The sequence below is a fragment of the Polynucleobacter sp. UB-Piko-W3 genome, assembly GCF_018881635.1.
GTDB lineage: Bacteria > Pseudomonadota > Gammaproteobacteria > Burkholderiales > Burkholderiaceae > Polynucleobacter.
This window is the reverse complement of the sequence record NZ_JACVPY010000002.1, coordinates 1608113-1631277: the sequence shown is the minus strand read 5'-3', so window position 1 is coordinate 1631277 and position 23165 is coordinate 1608113. Positions and strand designations below refer to the sequence as shown.

Here is a 23165-nt window from a genome sequence, read left to right as displayed (position 1 = left end):
CGCTTACTCGTGCGAGAACACTCCGCCTAACTTATCCATGCGCTCAAGAGCAATACCGCAACCACGAGCCACGCAAGTTAAAGGATCTTCTGCTATGTGTATTGGTAAGCCAGTTTCTTCAAGAAAGAGGCGATCAAGGTCTCGCAATAAAGCTCCGCCGCCAGTAAGCATCATGCCGCGCTCTGCAATATCAGCGGCCAACTCAGGGGGTATCTGCTCAAGGGCTGCTTTAACCGCAGTCACGATTTGATTTAGTGGATCTGTTAACGCTTCGAGAATTTCATTGCTAGTAACGGTGAAGCTGCGTGGAATACCTTCTGAAAGATTGCGGCCTTTTACTTCCATTTCACGCACTTCAGCGCCAGGAAAAGCAGAGCCGATTGTTTTCTTAATCAACTCGGCAGTTTGTTCGCCAATCAACATGCCGTAGTTACGACGAATGTAATTGGTAATCGCCTCATCAAACTTATCGCCACCAACACGTACGGAGCCTTTATAAACCATGCCGCCTAATGACATCACGCCAACTTCAGTTGTGCCGCCACCAATATCAACCACCATTGAGCCTGCTGCTTCAGAAACTGGTAGACCAGATCCGATTGCGGCAGCCATTGGCTCCTCAATCAAAAATACTTGCGATGCACCAGCACCTAGTGCGGATTCACGAATTGCACGACGCTCAACTTGAGTAGAGCCGCAAGGAACGCAAATGATGATGCGTGGGCTAGGCTTTAATAATTTGCTTTCATGCACAAGTTTGATGAATTGCTTGAGCATTTGTTCGGTAATGGTGAAATCGGCAATAACGCCGTCCTTCATTGGGCGGATAGCCTCAATATTCCCTGGAACACGACCCAACATCGCTTTTGCCTCTTTGCCGACAGCCAAAATGGTCTTTTTGCCGTTTGGGCCACCTTCTTGGCGAATTGCTACAACCGAGGGCTCATCGAGGACAATACCCCGCTCACGCATATAAATTAGGGTGTTGGCGGTTCCTAGGTCGATGGCTAGGTCATTGGAAAAGTAGCTGCGGAAAAAACCAAACATGATGTAGTGGGAAAATAGAAGTTGTTAATAAATTTATATAGGAATGATACTCTAGCGCCCCATGAATCTTGAAGATGTCCAGCGCATTGCGCACCTTTCTAGGCTTGAGTTAAGTCAGGCAGAAGCTGAGGCAGTCTTGCCTCAGTTTCAGGCTATTTTTTCTCTGGTTGAGGAAATGCAGGCTGTTGATACCACTGGCTTGGAGCCGCTTGCTCACCCAATCCTATTTTTGCGTGATTTAGCTCAACCAATGCGCGTTGATCAAGTTAGCGAGTCTGATCACCGTAAGGAGAACATGACTTCTGCCCCCGCCCAGCAAGATGGTTATTTCTTGGTACCGAGGGTCATTGAATGAGTTGGCACAACACCCCGATCTCCCTCATGGCCAAATCACTAGCTGCAAAAGAAGTGTCCAGTAAAGAGCTTACTCAGTACTTTTTAGACCGAATTGAGGCTGGAAAGCGGTGGAATGCTTACATAGATGTGAATGCTCACTTAAGCTTAGAGCAAGCATCTAAAGCAGATAAGCTAATTGCTTCTGGCAAAGCAGGCAGGTTAACCGGAATTCCAATTGCCCATAAAGATGTCTTCGTCACCCGTGGCTGGAAGACAACAGCTGCCTCTAAAATCTTGGCCGCTTACCAAAGCCCCTTTGATGCTACTGTGGTTGCCAATCTCGGTATCCCCGATGAAAACAATCCTCATGGCGCTGGAATGGTTTGTCTTGGCAAGACCAATATGGATGAATTTGCCATGGGGTCTTCTAATGAGAACTCAGCCTATGGCCCAGTCCTCAACCCCTGGAATGTTGCCTGTGTTGCTGGCGGGTCCTCTGGCGGCTCCGCTGCTGCGGTTGCCGCTGGCTTAGCTCCGATTGCAACTGGCACCGATACCGGTGGTTCAATTCGCCAACCAGCTGCATTTTGTGGATTGACCGGTATTAAGCCCAGCTATGGCCGCGTTTCTCGTTATGGAATGATTGCTTACGCTTCTTCATTGGATCAGGCCGGCCCTCTGGGCAAATCCGCCGAGGACTGTGCTCTAGTTCTTTCTGCAATGTCATCACATGATCAGCGCGACTCTACTTCGCTTGCTGACTCTGGTGAAGACTACGGACGTTACCTCAACCAAAGTTGGCAAGCAGGTAATGCGAATTCTGCTAAACCCCTTGATGGCCTTCGCATTGGCTTGCCTAAAGAATTTTTTGCTGAAGGTCTAGCAAACGATGTTGCTAAGTCAGTCAATGAGGCTGCAAAGACTTTGGAAAGTTTAGGCGCAAAATTAGTTGAAGTGAGCTTGCCTAAAACCAAGCTCTCCATCCCGGTGTATTACGTTTTAGCGCCAGCAGAAGCTTCGAGTAACTTGAGTCGTTTTGATGGCGTCCGTTATGGCTATCGCGCTAGTGAGTATAAAGATCTTGCTGATATGTATCAGAAGTCTCGCACTGAAGGTTTTGGAGCTGAAGTAAAGCGCCGCATCATGATTGGAACTTATGTTCTGTGTCATGGCTACTACGATGCTTATTATTTGCAAGCACAAAAAATTCGTCGCATTATTGCGGCAGATTTTCAGGCCGCATTTAATGAGTGTGATGTGATCCTTGGGCCTGTTGCGCCTGATGTGGCATGGCGCTTGGGGGAGAAGTCAAAAGACCCAGTGCAGATGTATTTAGAAGATATTTATACGCTCTCAACGAATTTGGCTGGACTTCCAGCAATGAGTTCGCCGTGTGGATTTAATGTCGATAATTTACCGATTGGTATGCAACTCATTGGCAATTATTTTTCTGAGGCGCGCTTATTGCAAGTGGCACATCAATATCAGCAAGCTACGGATTGGCATTTGCGACAAGCTAGTGAGGTGGCATGATGCATTGGGAAGTCGTTATTGGTCTAGAGACCCACGCACAGTTACAAACACAATCCAAAATATTTAGTGGCGCAAGCACACGCTTTGGCGCAGAACCTAACACGCAAGCATGCGCAGTGGATTTGGCTTTACCAGGAGTATTGCCAGTCCTCAATCGTCAAGCGGTTGAGCATGCCATTCGTTTTGGATTAGCTGTTGGCGCAAAGATTGCGCCCCTCAGTATTTTTGCCCGTAAAAATTATTTTTATCCAGACCTGCCCAAGGGCTATCAAATTAGCCAGATGGATCTTCCTGTGGTAATTGGAGGCCATCTAGAAATTTTGGTCGGTGATGAAGTAAAGGTTGTCGAATTAACTCGCGCTCATATGGAAGAGGATGCTGGTAAATCCGTTCACGAGGAAGGCTTTATTGGCCCCCATGGGGAGCCTTCTAGCGGTATTGACTTAAATCGTGCGGGCACACCGCTTCTGGAGATTGTGACCGAGCCAGTCATGCGCAGTGCTGCTGAGGCTGTGGCTTATGCCAAGGCATTGCATACCCTGGTGGTGTGGCTAGGAGTATGCGACGGCAATATGCAAGAAGGATCTTTCCGTTGCGATGCCAACGTATCCGTACGGCCTAAAGGGCAGGCAGAGTTTGGCACTCGTTGTGAGATCAAGAACCTGAATTCTTTCCGCTTTCTAGAAGAGGCTATTCAATATGAGGTGCGCCGCCAAATTGAATTAATCGAAGACGGTGGCACCGTTATTCAAGAAACCCGCCTCTATGATCCTGACCGTGGTGAAACACGGAGTATGCGTAGTAAAGAAGATGCTAACGACTACCGCTATTTTCCAGACCCTGATTTGTTGCCGGTCGTTATTGATGATGCGTGGGTTGCACAAGTTCGCAATCAGATGCCAGCGCTTCCTGCGCAACTGCGCGAGCAATGGCAGGCAGACTATGGCTTGAGCGCTTACGACGCACAGCTACTGACTCAAGATCGCGATACTGCAAAAGTATTTGAAGAGTTGCTAGCAATCGTAGGTAAACCTCTGGCTAAGTCTGCTGCAAATCTCATCGCAGGTGAATTTGCTTCTTCTCTAAATCGTGCGGGAATTGCGACTGGAAATGCGCCACTGAAAGCTGTGCACTTAGCGCCTTTGCTGACACGCGTGGCTGATGGCACCATCTCTAACAAGATTGCCAAAGATATCTTTGCAATTTTGTGGGATGAGGCTGTTGCTGGCAAGGCGATTAGCACTGTCGACCAAGTGATTGATGCCAAAGGCCTCAAGCAGATTAGCGATAGCGGAGCATTAGAAACCATCATCGATCAAGTGCTCGCCACTAATCAAAAGTCAGTGGAAGAGTTTCGCTCTGGCAAAGAGAAGGCATTCAATGCCCTTGTTGGGCAGATTATGAAAGCTTCTCAGGGCAAAGCTAATCCAGGCCAAGTAAATGAACTCTTGCGTAAAAAACTAAGTTAAGAAAGAAATAGATGAGTGCAATAGATCCAAAGCAGGCCGAACAAGAAGAGTTGGTGGCTGAGTGGCTTAGAGCAACGCCAGGCTTTTTTGAGCGCTATGCAGATCTTTTTAATGAGATTCGTCTTAAGCATCCACATGAGGATCGTGCGATCTCATTGCAAGAGCGTCAAATGACGGTGCTACGCACTCAAAACCAAGAGCTCAATCGTCGATTAAGTGAGATGCTGCATTTTGGTAGTCGTAATGATAAAACCCAACAAAGCTTAGTTGCTTGGTTATTGCGTTTAATGAAGGCAAATAATAAAGCGGATGTTGAAGGCGCAATTACTTCTGGATTGGCTGAGGTGTTTGAGGTTGAGTCTGCACAATTACTATCACCAAATTCTGCATTTGGCCCTTGGATTGATACACCCTTGTGCGGTTCAGCTAAAGAGCTTGCAGCTGCGAGCGTGGATTTACTAGCGAGTCAAGCCACCATTGATCCAGGCTGGCAAAGTATGGTGGCTATTGGTTTGCCGCTTGGCAAAAGCATAGGCGTTAGCCAATCCCCCGCAGTTTTATTGCTAGCTAGCAAAGATGAAACTCGTTTTACTGCAGATATGGGCGCCTTCTATTTACGCCAGATTGCAGAGCTCACCGCAGCAGCTTTGGATCGTATCCAGGCATATGAAATTACCAGCGACTGATCTTCACCCTCTCGTGCAAGAGTATTTGCACGAGTTGCACGTATTGCGCCAACTCTCGCCGCATACACTCAAGGCGTATGGCATGGATCTTGGGGATCTACAAAATTTTGCTCTTGAAGACTCTATTGATTTATTGAAAGTTGGTAATGGTCATGTGCGTCGTTGGGCGGGCCGTTTACATTCCAAAGGTAAATCTTCTAGAAGCATTGCGAGGGCACTTTCAGCCTGGCGTGGTTGGTATCACTGGCTCACCGAGAAAGATGCGAGGCGAGATGCTCATGCTGGCAAGGTGACTGGCAATCTAGTGGCTAATCCAGTTGATGATGTCAAGGCGCCTAAGCGCCTAAAGTCTTTACCAAAAGCCTTGTCGGTTGAGCAGGCTCTTTCCTTGGTGAGCCAAGCCGTCAAAGAGGCGGAAGAGAAAAAAGATTTGGAATCGATTCGAGATGCGGCCATCATTGATTTACTCTATTCCTCGGGCTTACGTCTATCTGAGCTGTTGGGAATTGATGTGATGCAAAGTAAAGATCGCCAACAGGAGTCTGCGGGTTGGTTAGATTGGGATGCTGCTGAAGTTACCGTTTTGGGAAAGGGCGGCAAAAGACGTTCTGTGCCGGTTGGCGCTCCAGCAATGCAGTCTCTCAATGTCTGGAGGGAAATTCGCAATAGCAGTAGTTATGCTGAGCAATCGAATGCCCTTTTTCTATCGGCAACTGGTAAGCGCTTATCGCCACGCACGGTTCAGGCGCGCCTACGTACTTTAGCTATGCGTGCAGGACTACCTACCCACGTACACCCACACATGATGCGCCATAGCTTTGCTAGCCATGTCTTGCAATCCTCCCAAGATTTGCGGGCTGTTCAAGAAATGCTGGGGCATGCCAGTATTTCTAGCACCCAGATTTATACGTCTTTAGATTTTCAGCACCTTGCTCAGGCATACGATAAAGCGCATCCCCGTGCCAAGGCTGGTAAAGCTTGAGGAACTCGGTAAGATAGTGGGTTTCCCGCTTTGGGCAAGCATTACTTCTAGATTTTGATTGGATCATTCATGGCATTAATTCCGGTAACCATTTTGACGGGCTTCTTGGGAAGCGGCAAAACAACTTTGCTTAAGCATATTTTGACCGAGCAGCATGGTAAAAAAATTGCTGTGATTGAAAATGAGTTTGGCGAGGAGAATATCGATAACGATATTTTGGTTCAAGACAACCAAGAAAATATTGTGCAGATGAGCAACGGTTGTATTTGTTGCACCATTCGTGGTGACTTAGTTGAGGCGCTCAATGAGCTTTGGGAACAGCGCAAGGATAAGAAGATTAGCTTTGATCGTGTTGTGATTGAAACGACTGGCGTAGCTAATCCTGGCCCAGTAGCCCAAACCTTCTTTATGGATGACGATGTTGCCGACCATTACGTTCTGGATGCTGTTGTGACCTTGGTGGATGCTAAGCATGGTCCTCATCAGTTAACTGAGCATGAAGAGGCCCAGCGCCAAGTGGGCTTTGCCGACCAGATTTTCATTACAAAGACTGATCTAGTAACGCCTGCTGAGGTTGAGGCTTTGCGTAATCGCTTGATGCGCATGAACCCAAGAGCCCCCATTACTGGGATTACTAAAGGGGTTGTGCCTCTTGATGCAGTGCTAGATCTGAAGGGCTTTAACCTCAATGCCAAGCTAGATATAGACCCGCATTTTTTGGAACAAGACGGTCATGACCACAGCCATGATCATGACCACAGCACCTGTGGGCACGACCATAGCCACGATCACCATCATCATGGACACGCAGGGCACACAGACCGCATTCAGTCCTTTGTTTTTCGTAGCGATAAACCCTTTGATCACAATAAGCTGGAAGACTTCCTGGGAGGCATTCTGGAGGTCTTTGGTGAAAAGATGCTGCGCTATAAAGGCGTGCTCTATGTGAAGGGAAGTAACCGAAAAGTGGTGTTCCAGGGGGTTCATCAAATGATGGGTAGCGATATGGCTGGTCCATGGGGTACCGAGCCTAAGCAAACCCGTATGGTCTTCATAGGCATTGATTTACCTAAGGACACCCTACTGGCAGGGCTTGAGGGATGTTTGGTATAGGAAGTTTCGGGTACAATCCGCCGCCACGGTCGATATTAAAAAATATTGATTAAAGCACGGTAAAAGTTTGGCAGAATGAGGCAATAATGCTTCAAATCTAGGAAAGAATGAGATGACGGTAAAAACAGCAACAAAACCAGCAGCCGCTACAAAAGCTAACAGTAAAGCTGCGAGTACCAAGACTGTAAAAGGTGCGCCCTTAACAGAAGCAGAATTACTGAAGATGTCCGATAAGGACTACATGAGTGCTGCGCAGTTAGACTTTTTCCGTCAAAAGTTACTAACCCTTAAGGAAGATATTTTGAAGAATGCCTCGGAGACTACCGAACATCTTCGCGAAAATATTTTGGTGCCTGATCCTGCAGATCGTGCAACCATTGAAGAAGAGCATGCCTTGGAATTGCGTACGCGGGACCGTGAGCGTAAGTTGCTGAAAAAGGTTGAGCAAGCTTTGGCCCGTATTGAGTCTGGTGACTATGGTTGGTGTGAAGAAACTGGTGAGCCAATAGGCTTAAACCGTTTAATTGCAAGGCCTACAGCCAATTTATCTCTTGAGGCTCAAGAGCGTCGTGAACTACGTCAAAAATTATTTGGCGAATAACTTTTATTTGCGATGACCAAGCATTTACCTACTCTTAGCGATATCTCGCCTTTATTAAAGGCGCAGATTCTGGCTGAAGCTTTGCCATATATCCGCTCATATCACGGTAAGACTATTGTGATTAAGTATGGCGGAAACGCTATGATTGAGGAGCGCCTCAAAGAAAGTTTTGCGCGCGATGTCATCCTGCTCAAATTGGTCGGCATGAATCCTGTTGTTGTTCACGGCGGCGGCCCACAAATTGACGAGGCCTTGAAAAAGATTGGCAAGACCGGAAGTTTTATTCAGGGTATGCGCGTTACCGATGAAGAAACTATGGAAGTAGTGGAATGGGTTCTTGGCGGTGAAGTGCAACAAGATATTGTGATGCTGATTAACCAATTTGGCGGTCAGGCGGTTGGCTTGACTGGTAAAGATGGCGGCTTAATTCATGCCAGGAAAATGCTGGTGCCTAGTGAAAAAGATCCTGGTAAAAAAATTGATTTAGGTTTTGTGGGTGAGATTGAAGCCATTAATCCTGCGGTTGTAAAGGCCTTGCAAGACGATGCCTTTATTCCGGTGATTTCCCCAATTGGCTTTAGCGAAGAGGGTCAGGCCTACAACATCAATGCAGACTTAGTGGCTGGCAAGATGGCTGAAATTTTGCATGCAGAGAAATTGGTCATGATGACCAATATCCCTGGGGTAATGGACAAAGATGGCAAGCTCCTCACCGATCTCACTGCAAAAGAGATTGACGCTTTATTTGCGGATGGCACGATTTCTGGAGGCATGTTGCCTAAGATTTCTTCTGCATTAGATGCTGCGAAGAGCGGAGTGAATTCAGTACACATCATTGATGGACGTATTGAGCATTCTTTGCTGCTAGAAATTTTGACCGAGCAAGCATTCGGTACGATGATTCGTTCAAGGTAAGCAAATACATGCGTCAATCTTTAGAGCCAGCAGATATCAACGACAGCAGTGCTGATGCTGGTAAGACGCGTAAGCGTCCCCGGCCTGGAGAGCGTCGCTTACAGATTTTGCAAGTGCTTGCGGAGATGCTGCAAAACCCCAAAGGCGAGCGTGTAACAACGGCAGCCTTGGCAGCAAAAATTCAAGTATCTGAAGCTGCACTTTATCGTCATTTTGCTAGTAAAGCGCAGATGTTCGAGGGGCTGATTTCTTTTATCGAGCAAACGGTTTTTGGTTTGATCAATCAGATTAATCAAAAAGAAGAATCTGGTCTTGCTCAGGCGCGTGGAATTTTGCAAATGTTGCTGTTCTTTGCTGAAAAAAATCCGGGTATGACTAGGGTTCTTCTGGGCGATGCTTTGTTGCAAGAGGATGATCGTTTACAAGAGCGTATTACTCAGGTCTTAGATCGTGTTGAAGCATCCTTAAAGCAATCACTGCGTATTGCCCAAACCCAAGGTGGCGCCTGGGCTGGGGTTGGTCAAGAAGAGGTTAGTATTCGTGCTGCGATGTTGATGAGTTTTGTTTTGGGTCGTTGGCATCGATTTGCCCGCAGTGGCTTTAAGAAATTGCCAACTGAAGCCTCTGATATTAGTTTGCGCATCCTCCTTTCAGAATGAGCGAGCTACACCTCTCTAGAAATACTATCCATTTTGCCGAGCCCCTGCCTTTGCAGAGTGGCGCCATTCTATCTGCCTATGATTTAGTCATTGAAACTTATGGCAAGCTCAATGCAGATAAAAGTAATGCAGTATTAGTTTGTCATGCACTCAATGCATCACATCATGTAGCCGGTCCCAGTCCTGATGATCCAAAGGATATCGGTTGGTGGGATAATATGATTGGGCCTGGCAAGCCTGTAGACACCAATCATTTTTTTGTTATTGGGGTAAACAATTTAGGCTCTTGCTTCGGCTCTACTGGGCCTATGAGCAACCACCCAGAAACTGGCAAGCCTTATGGCGCGGACTTTCCCGTGGTCACCGTTGAGGATTGGGTGAATACCCAGGCGCGCCTTGCAGATAAATTGGGTATTCGGAAATTTGCTGCGGTCATGGGTGGAAGCCTGGGCGGTATGCAGGCAATGGCTTGGGCGATTCAGTTTCCAAAGCGCTTAGAGCATTGTGTTGTGATTGCATCAACACCAAAACTAAGTGCGCAAAATATTGCATTTAACGAGGTAGCACGCAATGCTATTTTGTCAGACCCTGATTTTCATGGGGGCAATTATTACGAGCATGGTGTAGTACCAAAGCGTGGCTTACGTTTAGCCCGTATGGTTGGCCATATCACCTATTTATCTGACGATGACATGGCTGAAAAATTTGGACGCGATTTACAGCGCCCTAATGGCGAATCGAATGACTATCGCTTTAGCTTTGATGTTGAGTTTGAGGTAGAAAGCTACTTGCGTCATCAAGGAGATAAGTTTTCAACTTACTTTGATGCCAATACTTACCTCCTGATCACGCGCGCCTTAGATTACTTCGATCCCTCCCGTCGCTATGGTGGCAGTCTGAACCGTACTTTGGCTGAAGTGCAAGCTAAATTCTTAGTGGTGAGTTTCTCAACAGACTGGCGTTTCCCTCCTAATCGCAGTCGTGAGATTGTGCAATCTTTATTAAGCAATAAGAGTGAAGTGACTTATGCAGAGATTGATGCCCCTCATGGACATGACGCATTTTTATTAGATGATGGGCGCTATCACAATTTGGTTAGAGCGTATTTTGCGCAAATGCTGGGAGCTCAATCATGACTGCTCTAATTACGCGCGCAGACTTCGCAGCAATTGCTAATTGGATTGCCCCTAATAGTCAGGTGCTTGACTTAGGTTGTGGCGATGGTAGCTTTTTGCAGTTCTTGCAAAACCAAAAACCTGTCCATACCTATGGGGTAGAAATTGATGATGTACGTGTTCTTGCTTGCGTACAAAAAGGCCTCAACGTGATTCAGCAAGACTTAGAGGGCGGCTTAGCACTTTTTGATGACGATAGCTTTGATACCGTAGTGCTGTCGCAAACATTACAAACGATTCATCAGACCGAAAAGATCTTGCGTGAAGTGGTACGCGTTGGTAAAGAATCAATTGTGTCCTTTCCAAACTTTGGCCATTGGTCACATCGTTTGGCAGTAGGGCTTGGTCGCATGCCAGTGTCAAAGAGCTTGCCATATCAGTGGTACAACACGCCGAATGTCCGCGTGCTTACCGTAGAAGACTTTGAGAAGCTAGCCTCAAATCTTGGTTTACAGGTAATTGACCAATGCATCTTGCATGATGGGCGGCAAGTTACCTTGATGCCTAATTTCTTTGGCAGTTTGGCACTTTTCCGCGTTCGCAGCGCATAGAGCCGTGCTGAAAGCGGTTCAGTCGTGGCTTGCTGATTTTCGGGTTTATCTCGAATGGCCATGTCTTCGAATGCTGTTCCTTGGCTTTTCTGCTGGCCTTCCACTACTACTGATTCTTGGAACTTTAAGCTTTTGGTTACGCGAAGCTGGGATTGATCGCAGCACGATTGGCTATTTAACTTGGGTTGGTCTGATTTATGCATTCAAGTGGGTATGGGCTCCACTCGTTGATCGTTTACAAATCCCTTTCTTAACAAAATTATTCGGGCGCCGTCGCAGCTGGTTACTATTTGCGCAGGCACTCATCATTTTGGGTCTTGTGGGGATGTCTACTCTGGATCCCAAAATTGCGCTGAACTCCATAGTTTGGTGCTCGCTATTAGTGGCATTTGGTTCGGCTACCCAAGATATTGCATTAGATGCGTTTCGGATTGAATCAGCCAATAGCGATCATCAGGCAGCCTTAGCCGCTACTTACCAAACAGGATATCGTCTTGCTTTGATCTGGTCTGGTGCAGGCGTTCTCTGGCTTGCTGCCCGGGCAGAGACAGGCTCTGGTTATGATGCAGGCGCTTGGCAGTTCGCTTATTTATGTATGGCTGCATCGATTAGTGTGGGTGTGATTACTACTTTATTAAGTAAAGAGCCGGTGAAAATTGATTTGCCAAAAGCTCGCAATGTTAAAGCGTGGTTATATCAAACTTTGATTGAGCCATTTGCTGAGTTTCTGACGCGCTATCGCTGGCACGCAGTATTAGTTTTGTCCTTAATTGCCATCTATCGCATTAGTGATGTGGTGATGGGCATTATGGCCAACCCTTTTTATGTTGACATGGGCTATACCAAAGACGAAGTTGCGGCAGTGAGTAAAGTCTTCGGCGTGGTAATGACCTTAGTTGGTGCTTTTGTTGGCGGTGTTCTCACCTTACGATTTGGTGTTCTAAAGATTTTATTTTTGGGCGCAGTGTTATCGTCAGTCAGCAACCTCTTATTTGCTTGGTTGGCAACTCAAGGTCATGATTTGCATGGTTTGATTTGGGTTATATCTGCTGATAATTTAAGCTCAGGGATTGCTAGTGCTGCATTTATTGCTTTCCTGTCAGCACTCACGAATATTCGCTACTCAGCTACTCAGTACGCCCTATTTAGCTCGATGATGTTGTTGTTGCCAAAATGGCTAGCAGGCTTCTCTGGAGTATTTGTCGACAGCTTTGGTTACCAAGCCTTTTTCTATGGCACAGCCATTATTGGTGCACCAGTGTTGCTGCTCATTTGGGCAACTATTCATTTCAATATCATTCAGATTAAAAAAGATTAACGCTGGTTTAAATTACAGTTTCCAGTCGTAGTCCACAGTCAGTGGGGCATGGTCTGAGAAGCGCTCATCCTTGTAGACATTAGTTTTCTTGGCCGCAGCAGCAATGCCTGCTGTACTGATCTGATAGTCAATGCGCCAGCCAACATTCTTAGCGTAGGCTTGGCCGCGATTACTCCACCAGGTGTAACAAGAGTCCCCAGCTTTAGGTTCTAGTTTGCGATATACGTCTACGTAGCCAACCTGATCAAACAAGTTAGTGAGCCATGCGCGCTCTTCTGGCAGGAAGCCAGAGTTTTTAAGGTTGCCTTTCCAGTTCTTGAGATCAATTTCATGATGGGCAATATTGACATCGCCGCAAAGTACGATTTCACGCCCTGATTTTTTCAGCCCAATGAGGTGAGGCAAAAAGCTATCAAGATATCGGTACTTAGCCTCTTGACGCTCAGGCGAGCTTGAACCTGAGGGCATATAAACTGAAATTACTGATAGCGCTTTAAAGCGAGCCTCGACATAACGCCCCTCCGCATCAAACTCTTCATTGCCATAGCCATACAAGATTTCATCTGGTTTATGGGGGGTATAGATACCACAGCCGCTATAACCTTTTTTATCGGCATGGTGAAAAAAGCCATGCATACCATCTGGATTAAGGATGGAGTCTTCTAGGTCATCACGTTGCGCCTTGAGCTCTTGCATGCAGATAAAGTCAGCCTTTTGCTTGATAGCCCATGGCAGGAAGCCTTTTTTGACTGCGGAACGGATACCGTTGAGGTTCGCGGAAATGATGCGTAACATGTAGGCCTATGAGCTCAAATAATTCAAATCAAGATAACTTTATTCGTTTTGCCTTAGAGGCAAAGGTTTTGTCCTTCGGGGAGTTTAAAACTAAAGCGGGAAGGCTTTCACCTTATTTCTTTAATGCCGGGGGATTTAACGATGGCGCACGCTTAAGTGCATTGGGCCGTTACTACGCGAAAGCCTTACAAGAATCTAAGATTGCCTTTGATATGCTTTATGGCCCCGCATATAAGGGCATTACTTTAGCCGCTGCCACTGCTATTGCTCTAGCAGATAACGGCTTAAACATTCCGTTTGCCTATAACCGAAAAGAGGCCAAAGATCATGGTGAAGGGGGCTCATTGGTTGGCGCTCCCGTTAAAGGCAGGGTAGTGATTATTGATGACGTGATCTCGGCTGGCACTTCGGTCCGAGAGTCGGTAGACCTCATACGTGGTGCAGGTGCTGAGCCTGCTGCAGTCTTGATTGCTTTAGATCGTATGGAGCGCTCGGGCAATGCAGTTGAAATCGGTGTGAAGTCTGCAGTTCAGGCAGTTGAAGAAGAGTTTGGTTTGCCAGTGATTGCAATAGCGAACTTAGCCGACCTGATGACTTTCTTAATGGCATCTAGTGATGCCGAACTCACCAATTACTTGCCTGCAGTAAAAGCGTATCGAGATCAATACGGCATCTAAGAATATGGCGCTTAGATTTGTGTTTCGCCTTCAAACGCGGTAGCTGCAGGCCCAGTCATGATGACTGATTGAGCGACGTTATTGATGATGCCGCCCCAGGCTATCAGCAGATCCCCGCCACGAGTATGTACCTTCACAGGGGAATCCAGTAAGCCCCGACGAATACCAGAAACCACGGCTGCGCAAGCTCCAGTCCCACAGGCCAAAGTTTCCCCTGCGCCACGTTCGTATACGCGTAATTTGATTTCATTACGATTGAGCATTTGCATATAGCCAGCATTTACTCTTTTTGGGAACGCAGAATGCTTTTCAATTTCGGGGCCTTCTTCAAGAACAGGCGCACTCTCAAGATCAGTAACGACTTGAACAGCATGGGGATTACCCATTGAAAGCACGCCAACAAAACTATCATGTGAGGCAGGATGATCCAAGGGAAGTGCATAGAGCATCTCTTGAAACTCTTGCATGCTCGCTAATCCACTTGTATTAAATGGAATTTGGTTATGCTCAAAAATAGGCGCGCCCATATCAACCTCTACTTGACCATCCGGATGAGACCTCAAGGTAAGAACAGTGTGCGCAACTTCAACACGTAATGGATTTTTAGTAGACAAACCTTGATCTAATACAAAGCGCACAAAGCAGCGTGAACCATTACCGCATTGCTCCACTTCGCCGCCATCAGAATTAAAAATCCGGTAACGAAAATCTGCGTCTGGACGAGTCGCTTTTTCAACGATCAGAATTTGATCAGCACCAATACCAAATTGACGATGTGCTAAGGTCTGCCATTGCTTTCGTGTAATGCTGCTCAGGTCTTGATCAATGCCATTAAGAACAATGAAATCATTGCCAGCACCATGCATTTTGGTGAAGCGAATTTTGCGTCCAGTATTGCTTGAAGATGTGCTCAAAAGTATCTCGTTAATCGTAAAGGCTCGGCTCACCAGGTGGCCGATGTTTAAAACGCTTATGTACCCAATAGTACTCTGCCGGTCTTTTGCGAACAAGTTCTTCAATATAGTGATTTAAACTGGCAGTATCTTTCTCGACATCATTACTTGGAAAGTTTGGTAAGGGCTCGCTAATATGGCAGGTATAGCCTTTACGGTCTTTATTTAATGTAGTGGTCATTAAGCAGACCTCAGCACCACTGAGCCTAGCCAGCCGGGAGACAGAGGTAATAGTATTTGTCTGAATACCAAAGAAAGGAACAAAGACAGAGTCGCGTAGACCCAAATCAATATCAGGAGCAATAAAAATAAAGTTGCCCGTTTGGATTTCGCGGATGAGGTCGCGAAGGCGACTTTGTCTCTCAATCGATTTTCCGCCAAAGCGATTTCTCCACTCAATCATTTTTTGATTGAAGAAAGGATTTTTCATATTTTGGTAGAGGCCTGCACCGCGGGGCCAGTCATGCTTGCTGGCTAAAGCAGAAAGTGCCATAAAGCCGCCCTCGAGGCCAACGAAATGAGGGTTAATGAGTAAGCGTGGCTTTCGATCCCCCAAAGTGATCGCTGAGTCGATAGTCACAATATCGGTGATTTGTTTACCACTGCCTAACCAAATACGACTTCGCTCTAAAACACTTCGGCCAAATAATTTCCAGTGTTCTAGTGCCAGTACATCAATTTCCTTTTCGCTTAGATTGGGAAAACATAAGCGGAGATTGGTTTTAACCACATGCGTACGCCCATTAGGTATATGGGCTGCAAGCCAACCAAGACCATAACCTACTTTGACAGTGATGGCGTAGGGGAGGAAGGCAAAGAGGCGCAAGAGATTGAGCCCCAAGAAATTGAAAAGGTTAGATAACCAGGCCATTTCAAAATTTTATAACTAATTACTGGGAGGTGGTTCTGCGCCTGCAGGATGTTTGTAGCGGTTGTAAGACCAGATGAACTGTTCGGGGGCGATTAAAACTGCAGCTTCGATTGCAGCATTTAATTCTCGTGCTGCAATAGTTGGTTCGTCTGAAAATGGTTTTAAACGTTTAGCATTGACTATCCAGCCAAAGCCTAAGGCCTTGCGTTTTGCTGTAAACATTACCGCAGGGGTATTGTGTCGATTGGCTAGCCGCACTGGAAGAGTGGTGGTGTAGGCTGGGCGACCAAAAAAATTACACCAAACACCATCGCCACCGCTGGGTACTTGGTCGGGAAGAATGGCAATAGCCTCGCCTTTTGCAAGAGCCCGAGTCATATGTCGAACGCCTTGAAGGTTGGTTGGTACAAAATGCATATTTGGATAGGCACGGCCTTCTTCCACTACTTCATTGAGCCATTCTTGTCGGGATGGGCGATACATGATGGTTGCGGGGAAATGTTGCGCCAGAAAGCGAGGAATGATTTCAAAGCCGCCAAGGTGTGGGCATAGAATAATCATGCCCTTGCCTTCAGACATTGCAGTTTGAATGACATCCCAGTCTGGCACCTCTGCCTTCGCAAGCGCCTGTTGAGGATTACGCCAAATCCATAAGCTGTCTGCAAATAGCATCCCTGAGGCTCTCACTGCTTCCCAAAGTTTAAGCGGTAGTTTGTGTGCGCTCACTACTGCCTCATATTGTGGCCGAAAGAGCGCACGATAATGTTTCGAACCCATATAGGCTAGGATACCCATGAGGGCTCCAATGACTTGCACTAAGGCAAGTGGCAGGGCCGCAATGGCATTGAGGCTGAGTTTAAGAAGAAGTTTTCGCACCCCCCAATGATATTCAATGCGGCCATTAGGGCCAAATTTAACTGCGCCTTGATGAACCAAGCCCTTTTCGGATAAAATTACCCAATCGCCGAGTTAAGACAACTTGCAGGGCGACTCATAAATTCTGCTAAAGCGTCGCCGTTGTGGTTCCTGGCACGTTGAGTTGTCCCATAGAACGTGTTAATTTTTAAAGGAATATGCAATGGCAAACGATTACTTCTTTACCTCAGAGTCAGTCTCTGAAGGTCACCCCGATAAAGTAGCAGACCAAATTTCTGATGCAATCTTGGACGCCATCTTGGCTCAAGATGCAACTGCACGGGTTGCAGCAGAAACATTATGTAATACCGGCTTGGTTGTCCTTGCTGGTGAGATTACTACCAATGCAAACGTTGACTACATTCAAGTAGCTCGTAATACTTTGCGTGAGATTGGCTATGACAATACTGCTTACGGCATTGATTACAAAGGCTGTGCAGTACTGGTTGCATATGACAAGCAAAGCCCCGACATTGCTCAAGGTGTTGATAAGGCACATGACGATGGCCTAGATCAGGGTGCTGGTGACCAAGGCCTGATGTTTGGTTATGCTTGTGATGAGACTTCTGAGCTGATGCCTTTGCCAATTCACTTGTCACACCGTTTGGTGGAGCGTCAATCGCAATTGCGCCGTGATGGCCGCTTGACATGGTTGCGCCCAGATGCAAAGTCACAAGTGACGCTGCGTTATGTTGATGGCAAGCCTGATTCGATTGATACAGTAGTCCTTTCTACACAGCACGATGAAGACATTTCTCTCGAAAAATTGCGTGAAGCAGTAATCGAAGAAATCATCAAGCCGGTATTGCCTAAGCATTTGATTAAGGGCGCCATTAACTTCTTGGTTAACCCAACAGGCCGTTTTGTTATTGGTGGGCCACAAGGCGATTGTGGTTTGACTGGTCGCAAAATTATTGTGGATACCTACGGTGGTGCGGCTCCTCACGGTGGTGGTGCATTTTCCGGCAAGGACCCCTCTAAAGTTGACCGCTCGGCTGCCTATGCTGGCCGTTATGTTGCTAAAAACGTCGTGGCGGCAGGCTTGGCAAGTAAGTGCTTGATTCAGATTTCTTATGCGATTGGCGTTGCGAAGCCTACTTCAGTAATGGTGAGCACCTTTGGTACTGGCAAGGTCTCTGATGAAAAGATTGCGCAATTGGTATCTGAGCACTTTGATTTACGTCCGAAAGGAATTGTGAAGATGCTTAACCTCTTGCGGCCTATTTATCGCAAGACGGCTGCTTATGGCCACTTTGGTCGTGAGGAGCCAGAATTTACTTGGGAGCAGACAGACAAGGCCGCTGCATTGCGTTCCGCAGCTGGCTTATAAGCTTTAAAGGTACTAAAAAGCAGTTTATAGATGGATTGAGGCGAAATATGACGTAATTGTTTACAATTACGTCATACCTTCAAGGAGCGTTGCAAGGAATGCTGAGACCCAGCATTTCCCCAGGCTTGAAGGGAGTAGATTCTTAAACAGTTTCTGCTAATTGCAACCGCGCTCGCTAACCCATGATTCAACGGCTAGCGAGTTTGCACTCCAGCATTGGATCGTATTTAGCTGGAGCATTAATGAATACCGTTACTGATTTAAATAACTTTGTTGCAACTCGTTGCGCAATTGCTGATATTTCTTTGGCTGACTTTGGTCGTAAAGAAATTGCGATTGCTGAAACTGAGATGCCTGGCTTGATTGCCATTCGTGATGAGTTTGCTGCACAACAGCCCTTGCGCGGAGCGCGAATCACTGGTTCGCTACACATGACCATTCAAACTGCAGTGTTGATTGAGACCCTTGAGGCACTTGGCGCAGAAGTACAGTGGGCATCTTGCAATATTTTCTCAACACAAGACCATGCTGCTGCAGCCATTGCTGCTAATGGCACACCGGTGTATGCCATCAAGGGTGAGACCCTTGAGCAGTACTGGGATTTCACGCACCGCATTTTTGAGTGGGCTGATGGCGGCTTCACCAATATGATTTTGGATGACGGTGGTGATGCTACTTTGTTGTTACATCTTGGCGCCCGTGCTGAAAAAGATCAAGCTTGCTTAAATCATCCAACGAGCGAAGAAGAAACAATTTTATTTTCTGCTATTAAGAAAAAATTAGCACAAGACCCAACCTGGTATTCAACACGTTTAGAAAAAGTAAAAGGTGTTACAGAAGAAACCACCACTGGTGTTCATCGTCTGTATCAAATGTTTGCTAAAGGTGAATTGAAGTTTCCTGCAATCAACGTTAATGACTCAGTAACCAAGAGCAAGTTTGATAATCTTTATGGTTGCCGTGAGTCTTTGGTTGATGCAATCAAGCGAGCTACCGATGTCATGGTTGCCGGTAAGGTTGCAGTAGTTTGCGGTTATGGTGATGTGGGTAAGGGCTCAGCTCAAGCCTTACGCGCGCTGTCTGCTCAAGTTTGGGTGACTGAGGTAGATCCAATCTGTGCATTACAAGCAGCAATGGAAGGTTACCGTGTTGTAACTATGGATTACGCTGCCGATAAAGCAGATATCTTTGTCTCTGCAACTGGCAACTACCATGTGATTACACATGACCACATGGCGAAGATGAAGAATCAAGCCATCGTTTGTAATATTGGCCACTTCGATAATGAGATTGATGTTGCGGGTATTGAGAAATACAAATGGGAAGAGATCAAGCCACAAGTCGATCACGTGATTTTCCCAGCAAGCAATGGCAAGCCTGAAAAGCGCATCATCATCTTGGCTAAAGGCCGCTTGGTTAACTTGGGTTGCGGTACGGGCCATCCTTCCTATGTGATGAGCTCCTCATTTGCGAACCAGGTGATTGCTCAAATCGAATTGTGGAATGCAGTTGGTACCGACAAATACCCAATTGGTGTTTACACATTGCCTAAGCATCTGGACGAGAAGGTTGCACGTTTACAACTTAAGACTCTCAATGCCGAGTTGACAGTGTTATCTGATCAGCAAGCTACTTACATTGGTGTAACGAAGGAAGGCCCATACAAGGCTGACCACTATCGTTATTAATCCAGTTTATTTAAATACCCTAGGCCCAAAATCATGGAATTAAGCGTCGAATTCTTTCCTCCAAAAACACCTGAAGGTGAGAAGAAGTTGCATCTTGTACGCGAGCGTTTTAGTGAAACTCTCAAGCCCGCGTTTTATTCCGTGACCTTTGGTGCCGGTGGATCTACTCAGTCTGGTACCTTGAAAGTGGTGAGTGATATTCATGCTGCTGGTGCATCGGTTGCTCCCCACTTATCTTGTGTTGGTAGCTCACGTGAAAGCGTGCGTGAGATGCTTAAGCAATATCAATCCTTAGGCATCAAACGCATCGTGGCTTTGCGGGGAGATTTGCCATCGGGCATGGGTCAGTACGGCGAGTTTCATCATGCCAATGAGTTAGTAGAGTTTATTCGTGCTGAAACAGGCGATTGGTTTCATATTGATGTAGCTGCTTATCCAGAGACACATCCGCAGGCAAAGTCTCCTGCAAGCGACGTTCATTTCTTTGTACAGAAAATGAAAGCAGGTGCGAATTCTGCGGTTACTCAGTATTTTTATAACACCGATGCTTACTTTCGTTTTGTTGATGAAGCTTATGACTTAGGTGTAATAGAGCCGATCATTGCTGGCATCATGCCGATTACGAATAGTACTCAGCTATTGCGCTTCTCTGATGCCTGTGGAGCTGAGATTCCACGTTGGATTCGTTTGCGTCTTCAGTCTTATGGTGACGATATTGCCTCTATTCGCGCATTTGGTGAAGAGGTGGTGACAGATCTGTGTGATCAGCTATTGACAGCAGGTGCACCTGGATTACATTTCTACTCTTTAAATCAAGCAGACGCTGTTTTAGCCATTGCTGACAACTTAGATTTAACAAAGTAAGTCAGCGAAGTAAGCTAGATTCCGTAAGTAGCATATCTAAGGGCTCATCATGTGCCTGAGCCGCCCATTGGGCATCATTGAGTTTTTGCCAATCAAAACCAATTCCAATGCAAAGCAGTTGGGGATTTTGTTGTCTCAGATCTGCAAGGGTACGATCAAAATATCCGCCGCCATAACCTAGGCGCCAATAATGAGTTTTGCCGCTCTCAATGGAGCTAGACCACCCGACGCAGGGAATGAGGATGCAGTCAGGAGTAATTGCTGGTCTTGAAGGGTTATTTGGGCTTGGCTCAGGAACTCCATGTTGGCTTGGCGTTAAAGCATCCCCAGCTTGCCATTCATAGAAGTCGAGGTGTTTATCAGGCCGCGCATAGGGGAGTGCCAAACGACATCCAGGATTTTGGTTTGCCCAAGCGATTAATGCCGTGCGCAAATCAAGCTCATCTTGAATGGGCCAATAAAGCGCTATAGACCGTAGGGAGTTGCCATCTTTCGCTAAAAACTGATTAAGACCAGCAATTAGCCTCTCTTTGGTTTGAGCATAACCTTGCCCAGCAGCAAATTCTTTGCGTTGCTTTAACAAATCTTGACGAAGAGTTTTTGGCGAATTACCGTGCATATCGTCCATTATCAGGCGAAAATTAGAAGATATAGTAAACAACTTAATGCCAGGCGAATACTGGTAAATATGTACAGGGTTAGATAGTGAAAAAGAAGTCTGAAATTCTCAAAGGCAATCAGTTCTGCTGGGTCAAGATTTTGATCCTGGGGATAGCCTTGTCTATGCCCAGCGCTTTTGCTGAAAAGACCAAAAAATCAAGCCTTCCTAAATCCTATGAAAGTAAGGCAGTCCCTGCCCAGATTACTGATGCAGATCGGATGTTTATTGATTTACGAGAAGCAGCTAGAAAAAATGATGTTTTCCGTGCGCAACAGCTTTCATCGAATTTGGTCGCCTATCCATTTGATGATTATGTGACTTACTTTAGTATTAAGCCGCAATTATTTGATAGCGGCGGTGGACCACGTAGCGATTACAGTGCTGATTCTCAGGTTATTGCATTTTTAAACCAGTATCAAGGGACAGCTTTGGCTGATCGAATGCGTAACGATTGGTTGTTGGTGTTGGGTAAGCGAAAAGACTGGGCGCGCTTTGATGTGGAGTATGCCAAGTTTGTCTTGGATGACGATACTCAGGTGAAGTGCTACTCCTTGCTGTCAAAATTATCACAAGGCGAGAATCCAACGAAATTGGCAATTGACTCGAGATCGGTGCTGCTGGATCCAAGTAACTTTGGACAAGCTTGCCAAGAGTTAGTTCCTTCACTGGTTGCCGCTGGTGGAATGACACCAAGCGAGGCCAGGGCGATCGGTCGTGCAGCTAGTGAAAGAGGTTTTGACACAATGGCACGTCGCTTGGGTGGCGAAGATCCTATTGCAGAAATTGTAAAAACTGCAAAGGTTGATCCAGCGAAAGCTTATCGAGAATTTTTGCTGACATCATCGCGCTATAGTAAAGAAAATCAAGCCGTGGCTTGGGGTGTGATTGGTCAATTTCTAGCAAAGAAATTAGACCCAAATGCTGACGATGCTTATCGCTTGCAGCAAGAGCTTGGTTACAACGAGCTGCTCTCAGTTGAGTCACAGGAGTGGAAGGTGCGTGCAGGCTTGCGTGCTAAGGATTGGAGCTTGGTAAAAAATGCGATAGAGGGTATGAATCCCATAGTGCGCAGTAAAGATCCGGCTTGGACTTATTGGTATGGCCGCGCATTAAAAGCCCAAGGTCAAGATGCAAAGGCTAAAGAGAGCTTTGAGTTCATTGATGAGCAATACAATTTTTATGGGCAACTAGCTCGCGAAGAATTAGGCAAGTCAAACCATGCGCCGTCTCGTACTAAGGTGACCGAGCAAGAGATTGATGCAATGGCCAGTCGTAAGGGGTTTGTGAGGAGCGAGCGTTTATATGCCATGAACCTTCGCTTTGAAGGCAATCGCGAGTGGAACTGGGAGTTGCGCAACATGACAGACAAGCAGTTGTTAGCTGCTGCTGAGTACGCTAAGCGTATTCAGTTGTTCGACCGAGTCGTGAATACTGCTGATCGTACGAAGCAAGAGCATGACTTTAGTTTGCGTTACCCAACCCCATTTAGGGATGAGTTATCGCCTATTGCTCGGCAAATTGATTTAAACCTAGCGTGGGCCTATGGACTCATTCGTCAAGAATCACGCTTCATCATGAATGCATCTTCTTCAGTGGGTGCTTCAGGCTTGATGCAGGTGATGCCCAATACGGCAAAGTATGTTGCTAAAAAGATTGGCATGCTCAACTATACCAATGACAAGCTAAGCGATACCAATACAAATTTAACTTTGGGTAGTAATTACCTCAACATGGTCTTGGTTGACCTAGATGGTTCTTGGGTATTGGCATCGGCTGCCTATAACGCTGGGCCTTCGCGCTCAAAAGCATGGCGTGAAAAATTAACAAGTCCTACTGAAGGCGCAATCTTTGCTGAGACCATTCCATTTAATGAGACGCGTACGTATGTCAAGAATGTGCTCTCAAACGCCAATTACTATTCGTCGGTCATGAATGGTCAAACCCCATCCTTGAAACAGCGCCTAGGTGTTATTTCACCTAAAGCGGCTACCCAATCTGAATTACCCTAATTAGCATTCATTGATAA

Annotated in this window: 23 protein-coding genes and 1 riboswitch; of the genes, 17 read left to right on the top strand and 6 right to left on the bottom strand. The window is 46.4% G+C overall.

Translation table 11 applies throughout. From position 1 onward, the window contains the following. Nucleotides 1-3: 3 nt before the first annotated feature. Nucleotides 4-1047: a rod shape-determining protein gene (locus ICN31_RS08650; protein ID WP_216260476.1), complete on the bottom strand. Its 1044-nt coding sequence runs from the start codon at nucleotides 1045-1047 to the stop codon at nucleotides 4-6. 61 nt (nucleotides 1048-1108) lie between these two features. Here ICN31_RS08650 and gatC point away from each other — a divergent pair, with 61 nt between their 5' ends. From gatC to ICN31_RS08590, 12 genes are all read left to right on the top strand, one after another. Then, the gene (gene gatC, locus ICN31_RS08645) at nucleotides 1109-1402 is read left to right on the top strand and encodes an Asp-tRNA(Asn)/Glu-tRNA(Gln) amidotransferase subunit GatC (RefSeq protein WP_216260474.1); all 294 of its coding nucleotides are present in this window, start codon (nucleotides 1109-1111) and stop codon (nucleotides 1400-1402) included. Continuing rightward, nucleotides 1399-2916, top strand: a complete 1518-nt coding sequence (gatA, locus tag ICN31_RS08640; protein WP_216260472.1) for an Asp-tRNA(Asn)/Glu-tRNA(Gln) amidotransferase subunit GatA — start codon at nucleotides 1399-1401, stop codon at nucleotides 2914-2916. The genes gatC and gatA overlap by 4 nt, the downstream gene beginning before the upstream one ends. Then, complete coding sequence (gatB, locus tag ICN31_RS08635; RefSeq protein ID WP_216260862.1) at nucleotides 2916-4385, top strand: Asp-tRNA(Asn)/Glu-tRNA(Gln) amidotransferase subunit GatB; 1470 nt, start codon at nucleotides 2916-2918, stop codon at nucleotides 4383-4385. The genes gatA and gatB overlap by 1 nt, the downstream gene beginning before the upstream one ends. Before the next feature lie 11 nt (nucleotides 4386-4396). Next, entirely contained in the window at nucleotides 4397-5071 is a 675-nt protein-coding gene (locus ICN31_RS08630; protein ID WP_216260469.1) for a DUF484 family protein, read from the top strand. Beyond that, nucleotides 5052-6053 (top strand): tyrosine recombinase XerC, encoded by a 1002-nt coding sequence (locus tag ICN31_RS08625; protein WP_216260465.1) that lies wholly within the window; start codon nucleotides 5052-5054, stop codon nucleotides 6051-6053. Before ICN31_RS08630 ends, ICN31_RS08625 begins: the two co-directional genes overlap by 20 nt. Before the next feature lie 69 nt (nucleotides 6054-6122). Then, nucleotides 6123-7166, top strand: coding sequence for a GTP-binding protein (locus ICN31_RS08620; RefSeq protein ID WP_216260463.1), 1044 nt, complete (start codon nucleotides 6123-6125; stop codon nucleotides 7164-7166). A 223-nt stretch (nucleotides 7167-7389) separates the two neighbouring features. Beyond that, a complete protein-coding gene (gene dksA, locus ICN31_RS08615) occupies nucleotides 7390-7767 on the top strand; it encodes an RNA polymerase-binding protein DksA (protein WP_087908894.1) in 378 nt (125 codons plus the stop codon). A 12-nt stretch (nucleotides 7768-7779) separates the two neighbouring features. Further along, nucleotides 7780-8682 (top strand): acetylglutamate kinase, encoded by a 903-nt coding sequence (argB, locus tag ICN31_RS08610; RefSeq protein ID WP_216260461.1) that lies wholly within the window; start codon nucleotides 7780-7782, stop codon nucleotides 8680-8682. 8 nt (nucleotides 8683-8690) lie between these two features. Continuing rightward, the gene (slmA, locus tag ICN31_RS08605; RefSeq protein ID WP_216260460.1) at nucleotides 8691-9341 is read left to right on the top strand and encodes a nucleoid occlusion factor SlmA; all 651 of its coding nucleotides are present in this window, start codon (nucleotides 8691-8693) and stop codon (nucleotides 9339-9341) included. Then, nucleotides 9338-10477, top strand: a complete 1140-nt coding sequence (locus ICN31_RS08600; protein WP_216260458.1) for a homoserine O-acetyltransferase — start codon at nucleotides 9338-9340, stop codon at nucleotides 10475-10477. Before slmA ends, ICN31_RS08600 begins: the two co-directional genes overlap by 4 nt. Next, the gene (gene metW / locus ICN31_RS08595; protein WP_216260456.1) at nucleotides 10474-11067 is read left to right on the top strand and encodes a methionine biosynthesis protein MetW; all 594 of its coding nucleotides are present in this window, start codon (nucleotides 10474-10476) and stop codon (nucleotides 11065-11067) included. The genes ICN31_RS08600 and metW overlap by 4 nt, the downstream gene beginning before the upstream one ends. A 4-nt stretch (nucleotides 11068-11071) precedes the next feature. Next, on the top strand, nucleotides 11072-12385 hold the full coding sequence (locus ICN31_RS08590) for an AmpG family muropeptide MFS transporter (protein WP_370624313.1): 1314 nt from the start codon (nucleotides 11072-11074) through the stop codon (nucleotides 12383-12385). Between the two features lie 12 nt (nucleotides 12386-12397). Here the strand turns inward: ICN31_RS08590 and ICN31_RS08585 are convergent, their stop codons facing one another. After that, nucleotides 12398-13180 carry an exodeoxyribonuclease III gene (locus ICN31_RS08585; RefSeq protein WP_216260452.1) on the bottom strand — a complete coding sequence of 261 codons (783 nt, stop codon included), beginning with the start codon at nucleotides 13178-13180 and terminating at the stop codon, nucleotides 12398-12400. Nucleotides 13181-13188: 8 nt separating this feature from the next. On the opposite strand from ICN31_RS08585, the gene pyrE reads away from it, so the two are divergent. Next, nucleotides 13189-13857: an orotate phosphoribosyltransferase gene (gene pyrE, locus ICN31_RS08580; RefSeq protein WP_216260450.1), complete on the top strand. Its 669-nt coding sequence runs from the start codon at nucleotides 13189-13191 to the stop codon at nucleotides 13855-13857. A gap of 11 nt (nucleotides 13858-13868) precedes the next feature. Here the strand turns inward: pyrE and dapF are convergent, their stop codons facing one another. Genes dapF through ICN31_RS08565 form a run of 3 tightly spaced genes read right to left on the bottom strand, consistent with a single transcriptional unit; the run spans nucleotide 13869 to nucleotide 16557 of the window. Further along, on the bottom strand, nucleotides 13869-14771 hold the full coding sequence (dapF, locus tag ICN31_RS08575; RefSeq protein WP_255530948.1) for a diaminopimelate epimerase: 903 nt from the start codon (nucleotides 14769-14771) through the stop codon (nucleotides 13869-13871). A 10-nt stretch (nucleotides 14772-14781) separates the two neighbouring features. Beyond that, nucleotides 14782-15681, bottom strand: coding sequence for a lipid A biosynthesis acyltransferase (locus tag ICN31_RS08570; RefSeq protein WP_216260448.1), 900 nt, complete (start codon nucleotides 15679-15681; stop codon nucleotides 14782-14784). A gap of 15 nt (nucleotides 15682-15696) precedes the next feature. Then, the gene (locus ICN31_RS08565) at nucleotides 15697-16557 is read right to left on the bottom strand and encodes a lipid A biosynthesis acyltransferase (protein WP_370624312.1); all 861 of its coding nucleotides are present in this window, start codon (nucleotides 16555-16557) and stop codon (nucleotides 15697-15699) included. Nucleotides 16558-16759: 202 nt separating this feature from the next. On the opposite strand from ICN31_RS08565, the gene metK reads away from it, so the two are divergent. The 3 genes from metK to metF all read left to right on the top strand — a co-directional run bounded on the left by metK (nucleotide 16760) and on the right by metF (nucleotide 20478). Beyond that, a complete protein-coding gene (gene metK / locus ICN31_RS08560) occupies nucleotides 16760-17926 on the top strand; it encodes a methionine adenosyltransferase (RefSeq protein WP_216260447.1) in 1167 nt (388 codons plus the stop codon). Between the two features lie 75 nt (nucleotides 17927-18001). Beyond that, nucleotides 18002-18107: riboswitch (S-adenosyl-L-homocysteine riboswitch) on the top strand. Between the two features lie 61 nt (nucleotides 18108-18168). Next, nucleotides 18169-19614 (top strand): adenosylhomocysteinase, encoded by a 1446-nt coding sequence (gene ahcY, locus ICN31_RS08555; RefSeq protein WP_216260444.1) that lies wholly within the window; start codon nucleotides 18169-18171, stop codon nucleotides 19612-19614. 33 nt (nucleotides 19615-19647) lie between these two features. After that, nucleotides 19648-20478, top strand: coding sequence for a methylenetetrahydrofolate reductase [NAD(P)H] (gene metF / locus ICN31_RS08550; protein ID WP_216260443.1), 831 nt, complete (start codon nucleotides 19648-19650; stop codon nucleotides 20476-20478). Nucleotide 20479: 1 nt separating this feature from the next. On the opposite strand, the gene ICN31_RS08545 is transcribed toward metF, so the two are convergent. Next, a complete protein-coding gene (locus ICN31_RS08545) occupies nucleotides 20480-21106 on the bottom strand; it encodes a 5-formyltetrahydrofolate cyclo-ligase (protein WP_216260441.1) in 627 nt (208 codons plus the stop codon). A gap of 77 nt (nucleotides 21107-21183) precedes the next feature. Between ICN31_RS08545 and ICN31_RS08540 the strand changes: the two genes are divergently transcribed. Next, entirely contained in the window at nucleotides 21184-23148 is a 1965-nt protein-coding gene (locus ICN31_RS08540; protein WP_370624311.1) for a transglycosylase SLT domain-containing protein, read from the top strand. Nucleotides 23149-23165 lie beyond the last annotated feature (17 nt).

What these genes read in the sequence shown, in the direction of transcription:
- pyrE (WP_216260450.1), top strand. Translation starts at nt 13,189, where the DNA reads ATGAGCTCAAATAATTCAAATCAAGATAACTTTATTCGTTTTGCCTTA.
- ICN31_RS08650 (WP_216260476.1), bottom strand. Translation starts at nt 1,047, where the DNA reads ATGTTTGGTTTTTTCCGCAGCTACTTTTCCAATGACCTAGCCATCGAC.
- ICN31_RS08620 (WP_216260463.1), top strand. Translation starts at nt 6,123, where the DNA reads ATGGCATTAATTCCGGTAACCATTTTGACGGGCTTCTTGGGAAGCGGC.
- gatB (WP_216260862.1), top strand. Translation starts at nt 2,916, where the DNA reads ATGCATTGGGAAGTCGTTATTGGTCTAGAGACCCACGCACAGTTACAA.
- ahcY (WP_216260444.1), top strand. Translation starts at nt 18,169, where the DNA reads ATGAATACCGTTACTGATTTAAATAACTTTGTTGCAACTCGTTGCGCA.
- gatA (WP_216260472.1), top strand. Translation starts at nt 1,399, where the DNA reads ATGAGTTGGCACAACACCCCGATCTCCCTCATGGCCAAATCACTAGCT.
- metF (WP_216260443.1), top strand. Translation starts at nt 19,648, where the DNA reads ATGGAATTAAGCGTCGAATTCTTTCCTCCAAAAACACCTGAAGGTGAG.
- ICN31_RS08570 (WP_216260448.1), bottom strand. Translation starts at nt 15,681, where the DNA reads ATGGCCTGGTTATCTAACCTTTTCAATTTCTTGGGGCTCAATCTCTTG.
- argB (WP_216260461.1), top strand. Translation starts at nt 7,780, where the DNA reads ATGACCAAGCATTTACCTACTCTTAGCGATATCTCGCCTTTATTAAAG.
- ICN31_RS08630 (WP_216260469.1), top strand. Translation starts at nt 4,397, where the DNA reads ATGAGTGCAATAGATCCAAAGCAGGCCGAACAAGAAGAGTTGGTGGCT.
- slmA (WP_216260460.1), top strand. Translation starts at nt 8,691, where the DNA reads ATGCGTCAATCTTTAGAGCCAGCAGATATCAACGACAGCAGTGCTGAT.
- gatC (WP_216260474.1), top strand. Translation starts at nt 1,109, where the DNA reads ATGAATCTTGAAGATGTCCAGCGCATTGCGCACCTTTCTAGGCTTGAG.
- metW (WP_216260456.1), top strand. Translation starts at nt 10,474, where the DNA reads ATGACTGCTCTAATTACGCGCGCAGACTTCGCAGCAATTGCTAATTGG.
- ICN31_RS08625 (WP_216260465.1), top strand. Translation starts at nt 5,052, where the DNA reads ATGAAATTACCAGCGACTGATCTTCACCCTCTCGTGCAAGAGTATTTG.
- metK (WP_216260447.1), top strand. Translation starts at nt 16,760, where the DNA reads ATGGCAAACGATTACTTCTTTACCTCAGAGTCAGTCTCTGAAGGTCAC.
- ICN31_RS08545 (WP_216260441.1), bottom strand. Translation starts at nt 21,106, where the DNA reads ATGGACGATATGCACGGTAATTCGCCAAAAACTCTTCGTCAAGATTTG.
- ICN31_RS08600 (WP_216260458.1), top strand. Translation starts at nt 9,338, where the DNA reads ATGAGCGAGCTACACCTCTCTAGAAATACTATCCATTTTGCCGAGCCC.
- ICN31_RS08585 (WP_216260452.1), bottom strand. Translation starts at nt 13,180, where the DNA reads ATGTTACGCATCATTTCCGCGAACCTCAACGGTATCCGTTCCGCAGTC.
- dksA (WP_087908894.1), top strand. Translation starts at nt 7,390, where the DNA reads ATGTCCGATAAGGACTACATGAGTGCTGCGCAGTTAGACTTTTTCCGT.